The sequence below is a fragment of the Achromobacter sp. 2789STDY5608621 genome (assembly GCF_001299375.1).
GTDB lineage: Bacteria > Pseudomonadota > Gammaproteobacteria > Burkholderiales > Burkholderiaceae_B > Achromobacter > Achromobacter insuavis.
Genome location: NZ_CYTU01000081.1, coordinates 1 through 15,588 on the forward strand (window position 1 = coordinate 1; position 15,588 = coordinate 15,588).

Genomic DNA, 15,588 nt, shown 5'->3' on the forward strand with positions numbered 1-15,588 from the left:
GGGGGGCGCACGCCGCTGCGGGCGCCGGTACAGGCGCTGCTGCGGGTCATGCAGCGGCTGTACGCGGCGCGCGGGCTCGAACTGGAAATGGCGGACTTCGCCGACGGCCTCGAATTCCGCGGCGAGGAACAGGACCTGCAGGAGATGGTCGGCAACCTGCTCGACAATGCCTGCAAATGGGCCGCGCGCCGCGTCCGCATCGGCGCGCGGGCCTCGGCGCCGGACCGCCTGCAGATTGTGATCGACGACGACGGCCCCGGCATCGCCGAGGACGAGCGCGAACGCATCTTCGAGCGCGGCGTGCGCATGGACGAGCAGCGGCCCGGCTCGGGCCTGGGCCTGGACATCGTGCGCGACCTGGCCGGCACCTACGGCGGCGAGGTCAGCGCCGGGCAGGCGCCGCTGGGCGGCCTGCGCGTGACGCTGACGCTGCCGGCGCTGCCGACCGGGGCCGGCGCGCGCTAGCGCACCAGCGTCACCGGCACGTCGGCCAGTTGCACCACCTGGTTGGCGACCGAGCCGATCAGCATGCCGGCCAGCGCGCCATGGCCGCGCGTGCCCATGACGATGCGCGCGCATTGATGCTGTTGCGCGTAGTGGGTGATCTCGACGGCGGGATTGCCGAATTCGACGTGGCTGGTGTAGTCGGTGCCGGTGACGTCGAGCAGCTTGCGCGCGTCGTCGGCGGCTTCCTGGCCTTCGCGCACGTAGTACTCGTCGATCATGTCCTGGGTGACCAGCCGCGACAGGCCGGCGCGGCCCTGCGGCGGGGTCTGGATGTTGAGCAGATGGATGCGCGTGTCGCGCGCGCCCTGGGCCAGCTGGCGCGCGTGCAGCACGGCGCGGTTGGCATTGTCGGAGCCGTCAACCGGCACGAGGATATGCAGCATGGCGGGCCTCCTTATTTGACCAGGGTGACGGGCAGCGCCGTCAGGTGCAGGACCTTGGTGGCCACCGAGCCCATGAACAGCGCGGACGCCGATCCCAGCCCGCGCGTGCCCATGAAGATCTCGTCGGCGTCGATCTCGGCGGCCACGCGGGCGATGGTTTCCGCGGTGGCGCCGGTCTCGACGCGCTGGCCGAACGGCACGCCGGCCTCGGTCAGCAGCGCGCTGGCTTCGCGCAGCGCGGCCTGGCCTTCTTCCTGGTGGTAGGCGTCGATGTCCGCCTGCGACAGGCCGCGGCCGATCTTGCCGGCCTGCAGCGGAATCTGCACCGTCAGCAGTTCGACCCGTTCGACCGGGTCGTAGCCGCGCGCCTGGAGCATTGCCCGGACGGCATGCACGGCGTGTTGCGAGCCATCCACGGGGATCAGAATGCGTTTCATCGACGTCTCCTTGTTGTCCGCGAGCCGCGGCGATGCGCCGCAGTGTCTCCACTGTACGAAATTATCCCGCGCCAGGGGCGGCGGCAGGATGCGCGGAATCAAACGAAGCGGGATCGTCCGCGCGGGACGGCGTGCGTCCCGCGCGGGGAGGCGCCGCGGATGCATCGGCGGGATGGCCCGCCGGCGGCCTCAGCGCCAGCGCGCCGGGGTCTGCGCCGCCTCGGCCGGCAGGCCCAGCAGCAGGGCCGCCATGCGGCCCAGCGTGGCCGCGTCGCCGGTCGTCTCCAGCGTCACCGAGCCGGCGCCGTCCGTCGCCAGCAGCCCGCGCTCCTGCAATTGATGGCGCAGGCGGCGCGCCACCGGGCCGCCGGTTTCCAGCAGCGGCACGGACGCGCCCGCCTCGGCCTGGATCGCGTCGTGCAGGAACGGGAAATGGGTGCAGCCCAGCACCAGCGCGTCGGCGCCCTGCGCCAGCAGTTCGCGCACCGGCGGCGCCACCACGCGGGCGGCGGCGGGGCCGTCGATCTCGCCGCGCTCGACCTGCAGCACCCATTCGGGACAGGGCCGGAACAGGATGCGGATCTCGGGCGCCTCGCGCTGCACCAGCGCCGCGAACTTGGGGCTGGCCAGCGTGCCGGTGGTGGCGAAGACGCCGACCACGCCGCTGCGCGTCAGGTGCGCGGCCGGCTTGATGGCCGGCTCCACGCCGATGATGACCAGGTCCGGATGGCGCGCGCGCAGCAACGCGATGGCGGCGGCGGTGGCGGTGTTGCAGGCCACCACCATGGCCTTGGCCTGGCGCGACACGAAATAGTCGGCGATGGCCAGCGCGCGCTGCTGCACGGTTTCCTGGGTCTTCTCGCCGTAGGGCACGTGGGCGGAATCCGCCAGGTACAGCAGATGTTCCCGCGGCAGCGCGTCGCGGATGGCGCGCAGCACGCTCAGTCCGCCGACGCCGGAGTCGTATACGCCTATGGGGTGGGGGGCATGCATGGGGCAAGCAGCGAGAGCCAGGATGGCGCCCAGTGTAGCGCCCGGGGCCTGTTCACATCGTGAGAGGCGCCTTTCCGTGTGAGCCGCCCCTAGTCCTCCGGCGTTTCGCGATGCGCGCGCACTTCCTCGATCAGCCGGCGGGTCGCGCCCGACAACGGCGCGTCGCGCCAGATCAGGGTGAGCGGGGCGCGCAGCTCCACCGGGCCGGTGACGTTGACGTACACCACGCCCTCGATGTTGACCCGGCGCAGCGAGGCCGGCACCAGCGATACGCCCAGGCCGGCCGCCACCAGGCTCAGGGTGGACAGCACGCGCGGCGCCTCCTGCGCCACCCGCGGGCTGAAGCCGGCGGCGCGGCAGCCCGAGATGATGGCGTCGTACAGGCCGGGGCCGCTGTGGCGGCGGTACAGGATCAGCGATTCCTCGGCCAGCTCCGACAGCGCGATGCGCTTGCGGCCGCGCCCCTTGACCATCGGATGGTCGGCGGGAAAGGCGGCCAGCATGGTTTCCTCCAGCACGCTTTCGACCGCCACGCCGCGGTCGGCGCCGTGCGCGCCGCGGATGAAGGCGACGTCGACCCGGCCGGCGCGCACGTCCTCCATCAGCTCGCCGGTGCTGCTTTCCTCCAGCACCAGCCGCACCTGCGGCGCGCTTTCGCGAAAGCGCCGGATCACCGACGGCACGAACGGGTGGAAGGCGGCCGAGCCGGTGAAGCCGACCGTCAGCCGGCCGGCCTCGCCCAGCGACACCCGCCGCACGCCGTCGACCGCCTGGTCGACCAGCGCCAGGATGCTGCGCGCGTCGGCCAGCAGGGCCCGGCCGCTTTCGGTCAGTTCCATGCCGCGCGGCAGCCGGTGGAACAGCGTGACGCCCAGCTCCTGTTCCAGCACGCGGATCTGCTGGCTGAGTGGGGGCTGGCGGATGCCCAGCCGGGCGGCCGCCTTGGTCAGGTGGGATTCCTCGGCCACCGCCAGGAAGTAGCGCAACAACCGCAGGTCGACGGATGCCATATGTATTGAATATGAATGTTTAACCAGTCATATATTAGACATTATCTTGTCGCGGGAGTAGGCTGCGAGCTATTCCTTCACTCCCGGCGCCGCCGCGCCGGCGCTTCGCGGACCGGCCCCGGCCACACCACAATGAACGCAGCAGCCCCTGATTCCCCCGATGCCGCCACGCGGCCGCCGCCCACCTGCGGGCAACTGTTCTACGGCTTCCTCATGCTCGGCCTGACCGCCTTCGGCGGCGCGCTGCCGCTGGCGCGGCGCATGGTGGTCGAAAAGCACCGCTGGCTGTCCGGGGCCGAATTCACCGACCTGCTGGGCCTGTGCCAGTTCCTGCCGGGCGGCAACATCATCAACCTGTCGGTGGCGCTGGGCATGAAGTTCCGCGGCCCGCGCGGCGCCTTCGCGGCGCTGATGGGCCTGATCCTGGCGCCGTCGGCCATCGTGGTGCTGCTGGGCATGGTCTACGACCGCTTCCAGAACGATCCGCACATCCAGCATCTGTTCGCCGGCCTGGCGGCCGCGGCGGCGGGGCTGCTGATCTCGATGGCGGTCAAGATCGGCGTGCCGGTGCTCAAGCGCCGCGACTGGCTGGCCGGCACGGTGGCCACCGCCTGTTTCATCGCCATCGCGGTGCTGCGCATTCCGCTGCTGCCGACCATGGCGGTGCTCACGCCCCTGAGCATCCTGCTGGTCTGGAGGCAACGTCGATGATCCAGACCCTGATCGCCCTCGCCATCATCTTTTCGCAGCTGTCGGTGCTGGCCTTCGGCGGCGGCAACACCATCCTGCCCGAAATGCAGCGCCAGGTCGTGGAGGTGCACGGCTGGATGACGGCCGCCGACTTCTCCGCGCTGTTCGCCCTGGGGCAGGCGGCGCCGGGCCCCAACCTGATGGTGGTCACGCTGGTCGGCTGGCACGTGGCCGGCTGGGCCGGCATGCTGGTCACCACCCTGGCCAAGTTCGGGCCGTCCTCGATCATCACCATCATCGCGCTGGGGCTGTGGGAGCGCTTCAAGGACCGCCCGTGGCGCGGCGTGATCCAGGCCGGCATCTTCCCGATGACGGTGGGGCTGGTGGCCGCCAGCGCCGCGCTGATCACCGAGGCCTCGGCCCACACCTGGCTGCTGGGCGCCATCACCGCGGTGGTGGCGCTGCTGGGCAGCGTGACGCGGATCCACCCGCTGTGGCTGCTGTTCGGCGGGGCGCTGGTGGGATTGCTCGCGATCGGTTAGCGTGGAGGCTCTTGCCACGCGTGGGAGCCCGCCATGACGCTGCCGGTCAAGGATCCGGATACCGACTCGACCCAGGCCGGCGTCGCGCCGCTGCCGTTTTTCCATGCGCACCAGCGCCTGGTGCTGTGCGGGCTGCTGTTCGCCGCGGTGGCGGTGGGATTGTGGCGCGCCGGGCTGGCGCCGAGCCGGGCCGGCCTGCTGGGCTTCGATCTCGCCGCGCTGGTGTTCCTGCTGCTGACCGGCGCGGCCTTCGGCAAGGCGACGCCCGCCACCATGCGGGTCCGGGCGCAGCAGGTCGACGTCGGCCGTAGCGCCGTGCTCTGGAGCAGCGTGCTGCTGTCGTGCCTGGTGATGCTGGCGCTGTGGATGGAGATGCGCGCCGCGGGCGGCCTCGAGGGCGCGGCCGACCTGATCGCGGCCGCCGTCAGCATCGTGCTGTCGTGGCTCTACATGAACATGATCTTCGCGCTGCATTACGCGCACGGCTACTACAGCCACCGCAACGGCATGCACAAGGGCCTGGACTTCCCGGGCAAGGAAGATCCCGACTACTGGGACTTCGCCTACTTCGCGCTGGTGCTGGGCATGACGTTCCAGGTGTCGGACGTGCAGATCGTCAGCCGCCGGCTGCGGCGCACGGCGCTGATGCACAGCGTCATCGCTTTTTTCTTCAACGTCTTCATCATCGCCATCAGCGTCAACGTGGCGGCGGGGCGGGCATGAAAAAGCCCGGCTTCCCGGCCGGGCTTTTTCATGGCGAGCAAGGCCGTCGCCCCGCGCTCAGGCCGCGGCGGCCAGGCGCCACAGCGACGTGACTTCCTTCGAGCGCGCCGCGTACAGCGGATCGTCGGCGTCCTTGGCGCGGCCATGGGTGGGCCGCGTGTCGATGCGCTCGACCACGCGCAGGCCGGCCTGCTCGATCATTTCCAGCAATTGCTCGCGGGTGCGCAGGCCCAGGTGTTCGGCCAGGTCCGACAGGATCAGCCAGCCTTCGCCGTTGGGCGTCAGGTGCGCCGGCAGGCCGTTCAGGAAGCCGCGCAGCATGCGGCTGTCGGGGTCGTAGACCGCGTGCTCGACCGGCGAGCTGGGACGGGCCGGCAGCCACGGCGGGTTGCAGACCGCCAGCGAGACCCGGCCTTCGGGGAACAGGTCGGCCTCCACCACCTCGACCTGCCTGGACAGGCCCAGCCGTTCGAGGTTTTCGCGGGCGCAGGCCAGCGCCCGCGGGTCCATGTCGGTGGCGATGACGCGCTTGCCGCCGCGGCGCGCCAGCACGGCCGCCAGCACGCCGGTGCCGGTGCCGATATCGAAGGCCACGCTGCCGCGCGGCATCGGGGTGCGCGCCACCAGGTCGATGTACTCGCCGCGCAGCGGCGAAAACACGCCGTAGTGCGGGTGGATGCGGTTGTCCAGCGCGGGAATCTCCACGCCCTTCTTGCGCCATTCGAAGGCGCCGATCAGGCCCAGCAGTTCGCGCAGCGACGCCACGTACGGTTCGTCGGCGGGGCCGTGGGCTTCTTCGCAGGCCTGCCGCGCGTCCGGCGCGCGGCGCAGCGAAATGCCGTGGCCGGCGTCGAACGGAATCAGCAGCATGCCGAGGATGCGGGCGCGCTGCGACTGGATTTGCCGATGCTGGTTGAAGGCCTCCAGCATGCTTTCCACCGGCTTGCGCGGGCGCTTGTCGACGCGGCGCGTGATGGCCTGCAGCAACTGGCGCGCGTTCTGGAAGTCCCCGCGCCATAGCAGGCCCACGCCTTCGCACGCCAGGCGATAGGCCATGTCCGCCGTGGTGCGGTCGTCGGCCAGCACCACGCGCTTGGGCGGCGTGGCGCCGGATTCCGAGCGCCAGCGGGCGGTGTGGTGGGTCTGGTCAGGGGCCTCGCCCTCTGTCCAATGCAGTTCAGGCTGGGTCAACGGGACGCTCCGGGCAAGGCGGGCTTCAGGGGCAAGGCGGTCATGAAACGGGGAAATCCAGGGGAAGACAAAAGAAAAAGGCGCGGGCTGCCAATGTAGCAGCTTCGCGCCTTGGGGGGCGGCGGACGGCGCCTGGCGCCGCCCGTCGGGGCCGTATCAGTGGAACAGCACCACGGCCTTCTGCAGCGTGATCCAGATGCCCCAGGCCAGCGGGATGCCGACGCAGGCCCAGGCGAACAGCACCAGCGCCGCCGGCGTGCGGAAGGTCGAGGCGCCCACGCCGTGGGTCTCGGCCGCCGCCGCGCGTTCGTGCGCCAGGGCCTTCTCGCGCGCCAGTTCCTCGTCGGTCATGAAGTACTTGGGGTTCACCGGGCGGATCGCCAGGTTGCACAGGAAGCCCAGCACCAGCATGCCCGCCAGGATGTACATGGTGATGTCGTAGACCTGCGCCCGCGGCACGCCGATGGACAGCTGGTATTCGCGGATGTAGTTCACCAGCACCGGCCCGAAGATGCCCGCGGCCGACCACGCCGTCAGCAGGCGGCCGTGGATGGCGCCGACCATCTGCGTGCCGAACAGGTCCGCCAGGTAGGCCGGCACCGTGGCGAAGCCGCCGCCGTACATCGACAGGATGACGCAGAAGGCCGCCACGAACAGCGCCAGCGCGCCCATGTGCGAGGTCCACGGGATCGAGGCGTACAGCACGAAGCCCAGCACGAAGAAGATCAGGTAGGTCATCTTGCGGCCGAGCTTGTCCGACAGGCTGGCCCAGAAGAAGCGGCCGCCGATGTTGAACAGGCTGAGCAGGCCGGTGAAGCCCGCGGCGATGGCGGCGATCGAGGCCAGCTGGGCCTTGTCGAGCTGGCCAAAGCCCAGTTCCGGCTTGTTGATCAGGCCGCCGCCGAACACTTCCTGCAGCAGCGGCGAGGCCATGCCCAGGATGCCGATGCCGGCGGTCACGTTCAGGCACAGCACCAGCCACACCAGCCAGAATTGCGGCACGCCCCAGACCCGCTTCACGTGCACGTGGCCCTTGGTGATCATGGCGTTGTTGGCGTGCTTGGCGGGGGCGGTCCAGCCCTCCGGCTTCCAGCCGGTGGGCGGCACGCGGTAGCCGAGCGCGCCCGACATCATGAAGATGAAGTACACCAGCGCCATGGTCAGGAAGGTCTGCCACACGCCCGGCGAGGTGGGCGTGGCGAAGTGGCGCATCAGCAGGTCGGCCAGCGGCGCGCCGATCATGGCGCCGCCGCCGAAGCCCATGATGGCCATGCCGGTCGCCATGCCGCGACGGTCCGGGAACCACTTGATCAGCGTGCTGACCGGCGAGATGTAGCCCAGCCCCAGGCCGATGCCGCCGATCACGCCGGAACCGAGCCACAGCATCCACATCTGGTGCAGGTAGACGCCGAAGGCCGAGATCACCAGGCCGCCGCACCAGCACAGCGCCGACACCACGCCCGCCTTGCGCGGACCGGCGCGTTCCAGCCAGCCGCCCCACAGTGCCGCCGAGCAGCCCAGCAGCACGAAGAACAGCGTGTACATCCACCCCATGGTGGAGATCTTCCAGTCGCAACTGGTGGTGAACAGCTCGGCCACCAGGCTCATGTCGGGCGGGCAGGCCAGTGGCTGGGCGCCGCCGACCGCCTTGGACAGCGGCAGCCAGAACACCGAGAAGCCATAGGCCATGCCGATGCACAGGTGGATGGCCAGGGCGGCCGGGGGTACCAGCCAGCGGGAAAAACCCGGTCCGGCGATGGTGCGTTCCTTGTCCAGGAAGCCCGGCTTGGCGCCGGGCAGGTCGAGTGTTGCAGTGCTTTCCATGAGGTCTCCTCGGGGTGCGGCTTTATAGCGGCGTGGCCTGGAAAAATCCAGTCCCGCCGCTTCTTGTTGAACCCTTTGCTGCGGTAAAGCTTGCTGCGCTCGCGCGCCGGCTGGCGGCGCGCGGGTCGGTCGTGGTGCTGGCGCCGGTCAGGGCACCCGCGCCAGCGGGGTCAGGCGCTCGCGGTTCTGCGTGACCGCCTCCAGCACCAGGGGATGCAACTGTTGTTCGCCGGCGTCGCCATCGGGCTGCCGGGCCAGGAAGTCCAGCAGCTCGTTGCGCATGCGGGGCTCCCAGAATTTGTGGATATGGTTGGCCACGCCTTCCACCGCCTCGGGCCGCAGCGGCATGGCTTCGAAGAATTGGCCGATGCGGTTGGCCATGCGGATCAGGTTGCCGATTTCCATGCGTGTCAGGTCTGCGAAGTGATGCGTTCAGGGTGGGAATACAGGGTGGCGTCGTCGTTGCGCAAAAAGCCCAGCAGCGCGATGCCGGCGCTGTCGGCCAGCCGCACGGCCAGCGCGGTGGGGGCCGACACCGCCGCCAGGATGCCGACGCCGGCCGCGGCGGTCTTCTGCACCATCTCGAAACTGGCGCGGCTGGACACCAGCACCACGCCGTGCGCGGCGGACAGCCCCTGGCGCGCCAGCGCGCCCACCAGCTTGTCGAGCGCGTTGTGGCGGCCCACGTCCTCGCGCACCAGCGCCACGGCGCCGCTGGCGTCGGCCCAGCCGGCGGCGTGGGTGGCCCCGGTCAGGTCGTGCAGCGCCTGGCGCGAGCGCATGTCGCGCATCGCCCGCAACACCGCGCCCACCGGCAGCGGCGCGCCGGCCGGCACCGGCGCCACCGGCCGCAGCACCTCGGGCAGCGTCTCGACGCCGCACAGCCCGCAGCCGGTGCGCCCGGCCATGGCGCGGCGGCGCGATTTCAGCCGCGCCTCGCAGGCGCTGGAAATCTCGATCTGCACCACGATGCCGTCGCACTGCGGCAGCACGTCGATGCCGCGCACGTCGGCCACGCCGTCGATGATGCCTTCCGACAGCGAAAAGCCGACGGCGAAGTCCTCCAGGTCGGCGGGCGTGGCCAGCATGGTGGCGTGGCTGATGCCGTTGAACTCCAGCGCCACCGGCGTTTCCTCGGCCAGGTTGTCGCCTTCGGCGCCGGGCGCGATGGCGCCGGCCCGCACGCGGGTCACCTGGGCCGCCACGTGCTCGGGGCGGGAGGAGGGGGGAGGGGCGCTGTGGTCCATGGCGGGCTCGGCTGTCGGGTTATTTCCCCGACGTCACGGCTTCGTTCTCGCGCGAGCGCTCACGCAGCAGCTTCTGCTGGATGTCCGCGAAGCGCGACCATTGCCGCTGCCATTCCGACGGCTGGGACACGCGCGTGACCTGCACCGCCGTGACCTTGTACTCGGGGCAATTGGTGGCCCAGTCGGAACTGTCGGTGGTGACGACGTTGGCGCCGGACTCGGGGAAGTGGAAGGTGGTGTATACCACGCCCGGCTGCACCCGGTCGGTCAGGGTCGCGCGCAGCACGGTCTCGCCCGAGCGGCTCTGGATGCCGACCCAGTCGCCTTCGTTGACGCCGCGGTCCTCGGCGTCCTGCGGATGGATCTCCAGCACGTCCTCGCTGTGCCACATGACGTTGGGCGTGCGGCGCGTCTGCGCGCCCACGTTGTATTGCGACAGGATGCGGCCGGTGGTCAGGAGCAGCGGGAAGCGGCGCGTGCTGCGCTCGTCCGTCGGCACGTACTTGGTGATCATGAACTTGCCCTTGCCGCGCACGAAGGCGTCGATGTGCATGATCGGCGTGCCCTCGGGCGCGTCGTCGTTGCACGGCCATTGCAGGCTGCCGAGCTTGTCCAGCTTCTCGTAGCTGACGCCGCTGAAGGTCGGCGTCAGGCGCGCGATCTCTTCCATGATCTCGCGCGGGTGGCGGTAGTTCATGGGGTAGCCCAGCGCGTTCGACAGCGCCACGGTCACTTCCCAGTCGGACTTGCCGTTCTTCGGCTCCATCACCTTGCGCACCCGCGAGATGCGGCGCTCGGCGTTGGTGAAGGTGCCGTCCTTCTCCAGGAACGACGAGCCTGGCAGGAACACGTGGGCGTACTTGGCGGTCTCGTTCAGGAACAGGTCCTGCACCACGATGCATTCCATCGCCGCCAGCGACGCCGCCACGTGCTGCGTGTTGGGATCGGACTGCACGATGTCCTCGCCCTGGCAGTACAGGCCCTTGAAAGTGCCGCCCAGCGCGGCCTCGAACATGTTGGGAATGCGCAGGCCCGGCTCGGGCTGCAGCGTCACGCCCCAGTCCTGCTCGAACTGCGCCCGCACCACGTTGTCGGAAATGTGGCGGTAGCCCGGCAGCTCGTGCGGGAACGAACCCATGTCGCACGAGCCCTGCACGTTGTTCTGGCCGCGCAGCGGGTTCACGCCCACGCCTTCGCGGCCGACGTTGCCGGTGGCCATGGCCAGGTTGGCGATGGCCATGACGGTGGTCGAGCCCTGGCTGTGCTCGGTCACGCCCAGGCCGTAGTAGATCGAGCCGTTGCCGCCGGTGGCGAACAGGCGCGCCGCGCCGCGCACGGCCTGCGCCGGTACGCCGGTGATCTCGGCCATGGCTTCGGGCGAATTCTCGGGCAGCGACACGAAATCGCGCCATTCCTGGAACGCCTTGGTCTCGCAGCGCTCGGCCACGAAGGCCTCGTCGATCAGGCCTTCGGTGGCGATCACGTGGGCCAGCGACGACAGCAGCGCGGTGTTGGTGCCGGGCCGCACCTGCAGGTGGAAGTCGGCCTTGATGTGCGGCGAACTCACCAGCTCGATGCGGCGCGGGTCGATCACGATCAGGCGCGCGCCCTGGCGCAGGCGGCGCTTCAGGCGCGAGGCGAACACCGGGTGGCCGCTGGACGGATTGGCGCCCATGACGATGACCACGTCGGTGTGCATCACCGAGTCGAAGGTCTGGGTGCCGGCGGATTCGCCCAGCGTCTGCTTCAACCCGTAGCCCGTGGGCGAATGGCACACGCGGGCGCAGGTGTCGACGTTGTTGGTGCCGAACGCGGCGCGCACCAGCTTCTGCACCAGCCAGGTTTCCTCGTTGGTGCAGCGCGACGACGTGATGCCGCCGACCGCGTCGCGGCCGTACTGGCCCTGGATGCGGCGGAATTCGGACGCCGCGTAATCGATCGCCTCTTCCCACGACACTTCGCGCCAGGAGTCGGTGATGCGCTTGCGGATCATCGGCTTGAGCACGCGCTCCTTGTGGGTGGCGTAGCCCCAGGCGAAGCGGCCCTTGACGCAGGAGTGGCCGCGGTTGGCCTGGCCGTCCTTCCACGGCACCATGCGCACCACTTCCTGGCCCTTCATCTCGGCCTTGAAGCCGCAGCCCACGCCGCAATAGGCGCAGGTGGTGACCACCGAATGCTCGGCCTGGCCCATCATGATGACGGTCTTTTCCTGCAGGGTCGAGGTCGGACAGGCCTGCACGCAGGCGCCGCAGGACACGCATTCGCTCTCCAGGAACGGCTGGTCCTGCCCCGGCGACACGCGCGATTCGAAGCCCTTGCCCGAGATCGTCAGCGCGAAGGTGCCCTGGGTTTCCTCGCAGGCGCGCACGCAGCGGTTGCAGACGATGCACTTGGAGGCGTCGTAGGTGAAGTACGGATTGGACTCGTCCTTCTCGCTCTTGAGGTGGTTGGCGCCGTCATAGCCGTAGCGCACGTTGCGCAGGCCCACCACGCCGGCCATGTCCTGCAGTTCGCAGTCGCCGTTGGCCGGGCAGGTCAGGCAGTCCAGCGGGTGGTCGGAGATGTACAGCTCCATCACCCCGCGCCGCAGGTCGTGCAGCTTGGGCGTTTCGGTGAAGACCACCATGCCGTTCTCGGCCGGCGTGGTGCACGAGGCGGGATAGCCGCGGCGGCCCTCGATCTGCACCAGGCACAGGCGGCAGGAGCCGAACGGCTCCAGGCTGTCGGTGGCGCACAGCTTGGGGATGTTGATGCCGGCCTCGGCGGCCGCGCGCATCAGCGAGGTGCCTTCGGCCACGGTGATTTCCTGGCCGTCGATGGTCAGGGTGACGGTTTTTTCGGACACCCGCGCCGGGGTGCCCAGATCGCGGTCGCGCTTGATGACGGTTTCTAGCATGGCGGTCTCGGCTTCAGGCGGGGTGGACGGCGGACTGCGAGGACTCGATGCCGAAGTCCTGCGGGAAGTGGTTCAGCGCGGACAGCACCGGGTAGGGCGCCATGCCCCCCAGCGCACACAGCGATCCGCCCAGCATGGTGTCGCACAGGTCGCGCAGCAGGTGCACCTGCTGTTCGCGCCCCGGACCGCCGGCGGCGATCTTGTCCAGGGTCTCCACGCCGCGGGTCGACCCGATGCGACAGGGCGTGCACTTGCCACAGGACTCGATGGCGCAGAACTCCATGGCGTAGCGCGCCATGCGCATCATGTCGACGCTGTCGTCGAACGCCACCAGGCCGCCGTGGCCGATCATGGCCGAGATCTGGATATAGGCTTCGTAGTCCAGCGGCACGTCCCATTGCGATTCCGGCAGGTAGGCGCCCAGCGGCCCGCCGACCTGCACCGCGCGCAGCGGCCGGCCGGAGGCGCTGCCGCCGCCGAAGGTGTACAGCAGGTCGCGCAGGCTCAGGCCGAAGGCCTTTTCCACCAGCCCGCCCTGCTTGAGGTTGCCGGCCAGCTGGAACGGCAGCGTGCCGTGCGAGCGGCCCACGCCGTAGTCGCGGTAGTAGGCCGCGCCCTTGGCCAGGATGATCGGCACCGTCGCCAGCGAGATCACGTTGTTGATGACCGTGGGCTTGCCGAACAGGCCCGAGATCGCCGGCAGCGGCGGCTTGGCGCGCACCACGCCGCGCTTGCCCTCGATGCTTTCCAGCAGCGAGGTTTCCTCGCCGCAGATGTAGGCGCCGGCGCCCTTGCGCACTTCCAGGTCGAAGCGGCGGCCGCTGCCGTGCACGTCGTCGCCCAGCCAGCCGACGCTGCGCGCCCGGTCGATGGCGGCTTCGAGCGTGGCGATGGCGTGCGGGTATTCGGAGCGCACGTAGATGTAGCCGTAGGTCGCGCCCACCGCCAGGCCGGCGATGGTCATGCCCTCGATCAGCACGTAGGGGTCGCCTTCCATCAGCAGGCGGTCGGCGAAGGTGCCCGAATCGCCCTCGTCGGCGTTGCAGACGATGTACTTGCGGTCGGCCGGCGAGCCCAGCACGGTCTTCCACTTGATGCCGGTGGGAAAGGCCGCGCCGCCGCGTCCGCGCAGGCCGGACGTGACCATCTCCTCGACGATGGCGGCCGGCTCCATGGCCAGCGCGCGCTTCAGGCCCTGCAGGCCGCCGTGGGCGGCGTAGTCCTGCAGCGACAGCGGATCGATCACGCCGACGCGGGCGAAGGTCAGGCGTTCCTGCTGCTTGAGATAGGGAATCTCCTCGGTCAGGCCCAGGCGCAGCGGATGCTCGCCGCCCGCCAGCCAGCCGGCGTCGAACAGCGCCGGCACGTCCTCGGGCTGCACCGGCCCGTAGGCCAGGCGGCCCTCGGGCGTGGATATCTCGACCAGCGGTTCCAGCCACAGCAGGCCGCGCGAACCGTTGCGCACCACCTGCACGGCCAGGCCGCGCTCGTCGGCGGCCAGCTCGATGGCGGCGGCCACGGCGTCGGCGTCCATGGCCAGCGCCGCGGCGTCGCGCGGCACGTAGATCAGGGTGGGGGTGCTCATTGGCCGGCCTCCCGTGCGCGGTGCAGCAGGCGGTCGAGCTTGGCGGGCGTGACGCGGGCGTGCGGCTGGCCGTCCAGCATCACCGCCGGCGACTGGGCGCACAGGCCCAGGCAATACACCGGCTCCAGCGTGAAATCGCCATCGCCGGTGCTGGCGTGGAAATCACAGCCCAGCGCCTGGCGGGCGTGGGCGGCCAACTGTTCGCCGCCCATCGCCTGACAGGCCTCGGCGCGGCACACTTCCAGCGTATGGCGCGCCGCCGGTTCGCCGCGGAAGTGGGGATAGAAGGTGATGACGCCATGGACTTCGGCGCGGGACAGGTTCAGGGCCTCGGCGATGGTCTGCACCGCCTCGGCCGGAATACAGCCCAGTTCATGCTGGACCGCGTGCAGCACCGGCAGCAGCGGGCCGGGCTGATCCTTCAGCCGGGCCAGGATGCGGGCGGTGGCCGCCACCGCGGGGCTGGCGGACGCCTGGGCGGCGTCCAGGGCCATGGGGCCGCCACGGGCGCCGCCGGTGGAAGCCAGATCGGATTTTGCCTCGCGCTGACGCATGGCGGTCTCCTCCAGTAGTGCTGGGACCCCGTAGGCAGGGGGTTCTGTTGTGATGGGAAGTCAGGTCGATTTATATGCAAAGAAAAACATATAAACTTTCCATGCCCCGCGTTATTTGTGTACTCTAAACAGGTAATTAATCGCCTTCAATAAGAAATAAATGACATATAAGTTCCGAATCGGCCTGCGGCCGCAATGGACCTTGGGCGGAGACGACGGCGACCCCGTGCCGCTGCAGGACATGCTCGCGCTGCTGGCCGCCATCGACGCCACCGGCAACATCGCCGGCGCCTGTCGCGCCTGCGGCCTGTCGTACCGGCACGCCTGGGGCGTGCTGCGCCGCTTCGAGGGCATCTTCGGCACCCAGCTGCTGATCACCAACCGCCGCCAGGGCACGCAGTTGTCGGCCTTCGCGCAGCGCCTGCTGTGGGCCAACCGCCGCATCGAGGCGCGCCTGATGCCCACGCTCGACAGCCTGGCTTCCGAACTGCAGGAGGAACTGGCGCGGCTGCTGCCGGAAAACGATCCGCACCTGCGGCTGCATGCCAGCCACGGCTTCGCGGTGGAATCGCTGATGGAACACATGGGGGGACGCAAGCCCGGGCTGGAGCTGCGCTACCGCACCGCGATCGAGGCCCTGGCCTCGCTGGAACGGCACGAGTGCGACCTGGCGGGCTTCCAGGTGCCGCTGGGCGACTTCGAGGCGCCCATCATGGACCGCTACGCGCAGTGGCTGCACGCCGACGAGTACCTGCTGATCCACCTGGCGGTGCGTAATACCGGGCTGTTCGTCATGGCCGGCAACCCCAAGCGGATCCGTGGCATGACCGACCTGGCGCGCCAGGACGTGCGTTTCGTCAACCGCCAGATCGGTTCCAGCACGCGCTACCTGGTCGGGCTGATGCTGCAGCGCGCCGGCGTCTCGATCAGCGAGGTGCAGGGCTACGAGACCAACGAATTCACCCACATGGCGATCGCCGCCCACATCGCCAGCGGCATGGGCGAC

General features: G+C 69.9%; 16 protein-coding genes. 5 read left to right on the forward strand and 11 right to left on the reverse strand.

The window, feature by feature from the left end; genetic code table 11:
• Positions 1-465, forward strand: a 465-nt coding sequence (locus AOZ53_RS32205) for an ATP-binding protein (protein WP_231690722.1), incomplete at its 5' end; no start/stop codon positions are given.
• Here AOZ53_RS32205 and AOZ53_RS32210 read toward each other — a convergent pair.
• The 4 genes from AOZ53_RS32210 to AOZ53_RS32225 form a co-directional block, all read right to left on the reverse strand.
• Positions 462-890 carry a universal stress protein gene (locus tag AOZ53_RS32210; protein WP_054490949.1) on the reverse strand — a complete coding sequence of 143 codons (429 nt, stop codon included), beginning with the start codon at positions 888-890 and terminating at the stop codon, positions 462-464. The genes AOZ53_RS32205 and AOZ53_RS32210 overlap by 4 nt on opposite strands.
• 11 nt (positions 891-901) lie before the next feature.
• Complete coding sequence (locus tag AOZ53_RS32215) at positions 902-1,327, reverse strand: universal stress protein (protein WP_054428593.1); 426 nt, start codon at positions 1,325-1,327, stop codon at positions 902-904.
• A gap of 189 nt (positions 1,328-1,516) precedes the next feature.
• Positions 1,517-2,320 (reverse strand): glutamate racemase, encoded by an 804-nt coding sequence (murI, locus tag AOZ53_RS32220; protein WP_054490951.1) that lies wholly within the window; start codon positions 2,318-2,320, stop codon positions 1,517-1,519.
• A gap of 89 nt (positions 2,321-2,409) precedes the next feature.
• Entirely contained in the window at positions 2,410-3,330 is a 921-nt protein-coding gene (locus AOZ53_RS32225) for a LysR family transcriptional regulator (protein WP_054428591.1), read from the reverse strand.
• 132 nt (positions 3,331-3,462) lie between these two features.
• On the opposite strand from AOZ53_RS32225, the gene AOZ53_RS32230 reads away from it, so the two are divergent.
• Genes AOZ53_RS32230 through AOZ53_RS32240 form a run of 3 tightly spaced genes read left to right on the forward strand, consistent with a single transcriptional unit; the run spans position 3,463 to position 5,285 of the window.
• Positions 3,463-4,041 carry a chromate transporter gene (locus tag AOZ53_RS32230; RefSeq protein ID WP_035359414.1) on the forward strand — a complete coding sequence of 193 codons (579 nt, stop codon included), beginning with the start codon at positions 3,463-3,465 and terminating at the stop codon, positions 4,039-4,041.
• Positions 4,038-4,562 (forward strand): chromate transporter, encoded by a 525-nt coding sequence (locus AOZ53_RS32235; protein WP_054428590.1) that lies wholly within the window; start codon positions 4,038-4,040, stop codon positions 4,560-4,562. The genes AOZ53_RS32230 and AOZ53_RS32235 overlap by 4 nt, the downstream gene beginning before the upstream one ends.
• A 33-nt stretch (positions 4,563-4,595) precedes the next feature.
• Positions 4,596-5,285, forward strand: a complete 690-nt coding sequence (locus tag AOZ53_RS32240) for a DUF1345 domain-containing protein (RefSeq protein WP_054490952.1) — start codon at positions 4,596-4,598, stop codon at positions 5,283-5,285.
• Between the two features lie 57 nt (positions 5,286-5,342).
• Here the strand turns inward: AOZ53_RS32240 and AOZ53_RS32245 are convergent, their stop codons facing one another.
• From AOZ53_RS32245 to AOZ53_RS32275, 7 genes are all read right to left on the reverse strand, one after another.
• A complete protein-coding gene (locus AOZ53_RS32245) occupies positions 5,343-6,476 on the reverse strand; it encodes a methyltransferase (protein ID WP_054428588.1) in 1,134 nt (377 codons plus the stop codon).
• Between the two features lie 156 nt (positions 6,477-6,632).
• Positions 6,633-8,300, reverse strand: a complete 1,668-nt coding sequence (locus AOZ53_RS32250) for an OFA family MFS transporter (RefSeq protein ID WP_054428587.1) — start codon at positions 8,298-8,300, stop codon at positions 6,633-6,635.
• A gap of 147 nt (positions 8,301-8,447) precedes the next feature.
• Positions 8,448-8,705, reverse strand: a complete 258-nt coding sequence (locus tag AOZ53_RS32255) for a formate dehydrogenase subunit delta (protein WP_006390923.1) — start codon at positions 8,703-8,705, stop codon at positions 8,448-8,450.
• Between the two features lie 5 nt (positions 8,706-8,710).
• Positions 8,711-9,547, reverse strand: a complete 837-nt coding sequence (gene fdhD / locus AOZ53_RS32260; RefSeq protein WP_054428586.1) for a formate dehydrogenase accessory sulfurtransferase FdhD — start codon at positions 9,545-9,547, stop codon at positions 8,711-8,713.
• A gap of 19 nt (positions 9,548-9,566) precedes the next feature.
• Positions 9,567-12,443, reverse strand: coding sequence for a formate dehydrogenase subunit alpha (gene fdhF, locus AOZ53_RS32265; protein WP_054428585.1), 2,877 nt, complete (start codon positions 12,441-12,443; stop codon positions 9,567-9,569).
• Positions 12,444-12,456: 13 nt separating this feature from the next.
• Entirely contained in the window at positions 12,457-14,028 is a 1,572-nt protein-coding gene (locus AOZ53_RS32270; RefSeq protein WP_054490954.1) for a formate dehydrogenase beta subunit, read from the reverse strand.
• The gene (locus tag AOZ53_RS32275) at positions 14,025-14,582 is read right to left on the reverse strand and encodes a formate dehydrogenase subunit gamma (RefSeq protein ID WP_054428583.1); all 558 of its coding nucleotides are present in this window, start codon (positions 14,580-14,582) and stop codon (positions 14,025-14,027) included. The genes AOZ53_RS32270 and AOZ53_RS32275 overlap by 4 nt, the downstream gene beginning before the upstream one ends.
• 160 nt (positions 14,583-14,742) lie before the next feature.
• Between AOZ53_RS32275 and AOZ53_RS32280 the strand changes: the two genes are divergently transcribed.
• Positions 14,743-15,588: substrate-binding domain-containing protein (locus AOZ53_RS32280; protein ID WP_054490956.1), on the forward strand; the 846-nt coding region annotated here is incomplete at its 3' end.

Bases quoted from the DNA above. Each gene is read 5' to 3' on its own strand.
- murI (WP_054490951.1), bottom strand. From the start codon at position 2,320: ATGCATGCCCCCCACCCCATAGGCGTATACGACTCCGGCGTCGGCGGA.
- AOZ53_RS32215 (WP_054428593.1), bottom strand. From the start codon at position 1,327: ATGAAACGCATTCTGATCCCCGTGGATGGCTCGCAACACGCCGTGCAT.
- AOZ53_RS32225 (WP_054428591.1), bottom strand. From the start codon at position 3,330: ATGGCATCCGTCGACCTGCGGTTGTTGCGCTACTTCCTGGCGGTGGCC.
- fdhD (WP_054428586.1), bottom strand. From the start codon at position 9,547: ATGGACCACAGCGCCCCTCCCCCCTCCTCCCGCCCCGAGCACGTGGCG.
- AOZ53_RS32240 (WP_054490952.1), top strand. From the start codon at position 4,596: ATGACGCTGCCGGTCAAGGATCCGGATACCGACTCGACCCAGGCCGGC.
- AOZ53_RS32255 (WP_006390923.1), bottom strand. From the start codon at position 8,705: ATGGAAATCGGCAACCTGATCCGCATGGCCAACCGCATCGGCCAATTC.
- AOZ53_RS32275 (WP_054428583.1), bottom strand. From the start codon at position 14,582: ATGCGTCAGCGCGAGGCAAAATCCGATCTGGCTTCCACCGGCGGCGCC.
- AOZ53_RS32250 (WP_054428587.1), bottom strand. From the start codon at position 8,300: ATGGAAAGCACTGCAACACTCGACCTGCCCGGCGCCAAGCCGGGCTTC.
- fdhF (WP_054428585.1), bottom strand. From the start codon at position 12,443: ATGCTAGAAACCGTCATCAAGCGCGACCGCGATCTGGGCACCCCGGCG.
- AOZ53_RS32230 (WP_035359414.1), top strand. From the start codon at position 3,463: ATGAACGCAGCAGCCCCTGATTCCCCCGATGCCGCCACGCGGCCGCCG.
- AOZ53_RS32210 (WP_054490949.1), bottom strand. From the start codon at position 890: ATGCTGCATATCCTCGTGCCGGTTGACGGCTCCGACAATGCCAACCGC.
- AOZ53_RS32270 (WP_054490954.1), bottom strand. From the start codon at position 14,028: ATGAGCACCCCCACCCTGATCTACGTGCCGCGCGACGCCGCGGCGCTG.
- AOZ53_RS32235 (WP_054428590.1), top strand. From the start codon at position 4,038: ATGATCCAGACCCTGATCGCCCTCGCCATCATCTTTTCGCAGCTGTCG.